The following is a 4,027-nucleotide window of genomic DNA, read 5'->3' on the forward strand; positions in this document are numbered from 1 at the left end:
CCCTCCATACCGCTGTAGATCTCGGTGGCCTCGCAGAAGGCGAAGCCGTGGGCCTCCGCGTAGGCCAGCGCCTCGTCGGTCTTGGCCAGGTCCGTGGCCAGGCTGTCGCCCCAGCCGTCCGCCTCCGCCGGGGCGAGCAGGGCGCCGCGGTTCGTGCGCAGGTTGGCGCGGGCCTCGCCGACCGCATGCGGCGGAACGAGGCCGCCCACCGCGTAGTTCCCCGTGATCGTGGGCGCCGCCACCCACGAGCGGCCGGGGAACGCCTCGGTCAGCGCGTCGAACAGCGGCACCGGCGCGCCGAAGCCGACGTCGTCGACGCCCGCCTCCGCGCACACCCGCGTCGGCCAGGTGTAGCCGCGCGACATCCAGCCCGGATGGAACATCGCCACGAACTCCAGGACACTGAACGGGACTTCGCTGTCGATGAGGTCGCCCGGCGTGTGCTCGCGCCCGGTGTCCGGATCCCGTACGACCGAACGCCCGTTCCGCAGCGCGCCACCGGCCGCACGCAGGATCCGCATGCGCCACGACATGTGCTCGCGCAGCGCGGCGTCGTCGGGGATGACGCCCTCGGTGGACGGCGTCGTCTCCGCCGCCAGCCGGGGGTGCAGGCGACCGAGCATCTCGCGTGCCAGGGCCGGGACTTCGTCGGGGGTCGCGGCCAGGTAGCGCCCCACATCGTGTGTCACCTGCGCCGGGTCGTCCCCTGTGACGAAGAACGGGCGGCCCCACACGTGCAGTCTGGTGTCGAACGCGTCCACGCCCAGGCCCTTGGCGGCGTGGATCGCCCCCACCGCCCACTGCTTGGCCTCGAACCGCGTACGGCGTACCGCGACGGCCCGGTCCAGGAGGTCGTCCAGGTCGCCGTCGTCGCCCGTCCCGGCGATGTACGGGAGGAGGCGTTCGCGCACCATGGACAGGTCGACGGGGTGGAAGCTCGTATCGAAACCCATGCGGTGCGACGATACCCGGTCGGCGTCGGGCGGGTGTTCGGGAGGGGCGGCGCGCCGGTGGCGCCACATGGCCGGAGTTGCTTGCCGCACGACCGTGCGTGGGCCACCCTGGTTGGGCAACCACAGGGGGGATCGCCGTGCGGGTCGTGGCCAACCGGTATGAACTCGAAAACCACGTCGGCCGAGGCGGTTCCGGGCGGGTCTGGGTGGCGTACGACCGCAGGGCGCGGCGGCGGGTCGCGGTGAAGGCGCTGGGAGTGCCGGGCGACGCCGACGAGTTCCACCAGCAGCGCCTGATGCGGGAGTTCCACATCGTCGCCGGGCTGAGCCACCCCAACATCGTGCGGATGTTCGACGCCGTCGAGGACGGCGACGACCTTTTCCTGGTCATGGAGTTCCTGGAGGGCAGATCGCTCGACCGGGTGCTGCGGCACGGTCGACTCGACTACCGGGACGCCTGCGGCATCGGTACGCAGATCTGCGCCGCCCTCACCGAGGCGCACGCCACCGGCGTGGTGCATCGCGACCTCAAGCCGAGCAACATCATGATCTGCGACGACGGCCGCGTCGTCATCATGGACTTCGGCATCGCCAAGGACGTCGGCGCCAGCCGCCGTCTCACCGCGAGCGGCATGATGATCGGCACACCGCTCTACATGGCCCCCGAGATGATCCTCGGCAACGGTCTGAGCCCGTCTGCGGACCTCTACTCGCTTGGCTGCCTGCTGTACGAAATGGTGGGCGGCGTACTGCCGTTCCGGCCCGAGGGCCAGTTGATCTCGCTCATCCTCGCGAAGGTCTCCACGGACGCGCCGTCGCTGCGAACCGTGCCCGGCGTCGACGTACCCCTCGAACTCGCGTCCCTTGTCGACCAGTTGCTCTCCCGCGATCCGCTGCACCGGACGCTGATGGCGTCCGGCGTGGGGAGGATCCTCGCGGGGTGGGGCGTACGGCCGTCCCGGCTCGCCGCGATCGTGTCCGACCTGCCCGACGACGCACCGCCCCCGATCACCGCGGACGAGGAGCGGGCGGCGGTCACCGCGGAGCGCACGTTCCGCGGTGCGCTCGGCCTGCCGGTCGCGGCTGCCGAGGTGCCGCAGGCCGAGACGAACAACATCGTGCGGCCGTGGTGGATCGCCGACCCGGAAGTGCAGGACTGGGTGGCGGCGCCCGCGGAGAATCCGGCCGAACGCACCACCGAGCAGACCGCGACGACGTACCGCCGTGTCGGGGACCACCAGCCGCGTGCCGCCATGCCGACCGGTGGCCCACGGGTTCCGGTCCGACGCCACCGCTCGGCGCGGGTCGACAGCCGCTTCCACGAAGCCGTCGCCCTCGCGCAGCGCGGTGAGCACGTCGCGGCCCTACGGCTGCACGAGGACATCGCGCACCTGCGCGCGGATCTGCTCGGCAGCGACCACCCGTTGACGCTGGCGAGCCGCTACTGGGTCGCGTGGTGCCTCACCGGACTCGGCGAACTTCGGCGCGCCGACGAGCTGTTCCACCGCCTGTCGGAACAGGCCACGGACGCCGCTGTGTCCCCGCCCGCGCCGGTGGCGGAGACACGTGCCGGAGCGCCCGGAGGCGCCTCGGGCGGTACCGGTGAAGGGACTTCGCCCCGGACCGCCGGAGTGCCCGTCCACGGGCCGGTGTACCGCTCGCCCGCGCGTCCGCAGGGGCTCGCGCCCGGGTTGACGCCCCGGTCGTCGCCGCCGTCCCCGCGTACCGACCCCTAGCCGCCCGCACCCCGGTCCGGGCCGCCGTCGGGGCCCGTCCCCGGCCTCCGGCCGGGAGGAAACCCGTGAGGAAGTTACGATGAATCTGGACATCACGATCGAGCACCCCGACGCGGAACGCGAACTGCGGTCACTGCAATCGTGGTTGACCGCGGACGACCTCCTCGTCGGGACGGCGCCGGGCCTGGTGTCGTCGCGGACGGCCCGGGACGGCGAGATGGGCCCGATCCTGGACGTCCTGCAACTCGTCATAGGCGGCGCCATCGGCGCGGCCGACCTGGCCCTGGCCATCGCGGCCTGGCGGCGCGGCCGCGGCGAACCACCGACGCTGGAGCTCAACCAGGGGGGCGCGACGATCACGCTGCGCGGGGCGTCCGACGACGACGTACGGCGGCTCGCGGCGTTCCTCCAGATCGCGGCCGATCCGGTGTCGCGCCCCGATACTGCGGACGCGGACAGTGCCCCGGAAGCGGAAGTCGCCGACCCCGACGCGAGCGCCGACACAGGCTCGGGCGCACAAGGCGGATCCGTCCCGGAGGGTGACGAGGCCCTAGGACACGACCTCCAGGGCAGCGACTCCGGCAGCCGTGACGCCCGACGCGACGCCCACCGGGACGGCCCGGACGGCCCGGACGGCGAGGACCGCTAGGTGCAGCAGTTGCCCGACCCCTCGACCTCCCGCGCGGTGGTCATCGGCGCGGCGTCGTACGCCTTCCTCCCCGAGATCCCGGCGGTCGCCCGCAACGTCGAGGGCCTGCGCGCGGCCTTCTGTGCGCCCGAACTCTGGGGCCTGGAACCGGAGTCGTGCCGTACCGTCATCGACCCCGAGGAGGCGGAGGACGTCGTCGGCGCGGTCGCCGCCGCCGCACGCGAGGCCCGCGACACGCTGGTCGTCTACTACGCCGGCCACGGCCTGCTCGACTCGGACAGCCCCGACCTGCACCTCGCGCTGCGGAGGTCGAAGGAACTGGCGGGCTACACCGCGCTGTCGTACCAGCACATCCGGCGGGCGGTGATGCGCAGTGCCGCACAGCGCCGCGTGGTGATCCTGGACTGCTGCTACAGCGGCCGCGCCGCCATGCCCTACATGCGCGGCGACCCCGACGACTTCGCGCGGCAGGCGATCGTCGAGGGCACGTACGTGCTCACCTCGTCCGCCCGCGACATCGCCTCGCTCGCCCCCGCGAACGAGCGCTACACCGCGTTCACCGGCGAACTGCTCGAACTGCTGCGCGAAGGCATCCCGAACGGCCCGGACGTCATCAGCCTGGAACTGCTCTACGAGCACCTGGACCAGCGCCTGCGCGCCCGCGACCGCCCGGTGGGGGGGGGGGGGGG

General features: G+C 72.9%; 4 protein-coding genes. 3 read left to right on the forward strand and 1 reads right to left on the reverse strand.

Annotated features, from left to right (window positions below; genetic code table 11):
- On the reverse strand, positions 1-953 hold a 953-nt coding region (locus ACRX5S_RS02780), incomplete at its 3' end, for a hypothetical protein (protein WP_436771051.1).
- Between the two features lie 146 nt (positions 954-1,099).
- On the opposite strand from ACRX5S_RS02780, the gene ACRX5S_RS02785 reads away from it, so the two are divergent.
- The 3 genes from ACRX5S_RS02785 to ACRX5S_RS02795 form a co-directional block, all read left to right on the forward strand.
- Positions 1,100-2,689, forward strand: a complete 1,590-nt coding sequence (locus ACRX5S_RS02785) for a protein kinase domain-containing protein (protein WP_436771052.1) — start codon at positions 1,100-1,102, stop codon at positions 2,687-2,689.
- A 79-nt stretch (positions 2,690-2,768) separates the two neighbouring features.
- Positions 2,769-3,338: an effector-associated constant component EACC1 gene (locus ACRX5S_RS02790; RefSeq protein WP_436771053.1), complete on the forward strand. Its 570-nt coding sequence runs from the start codon at positions 2,769-2,771 to the stop codon at positions 3,336-3,338.
- Positions 3,339-4,027: caspase family protein (locus ACRX5S_RS02795; RefSeq protein WP_436771054.1), on the forward strand; the 689-nt coding region annotated here is incomplete at its 3' end.

The sequence above is a fragment of the Yinghuangia sp. YIM S09857 genome, assembly GCF_051388915.1.
In the GTDB taxonomy this organism is placed as follows: Bacteria; Actinomycetota; Actinomycetes; order Streptomycetales; family Streptomycetaceae; genus Yinghuangia.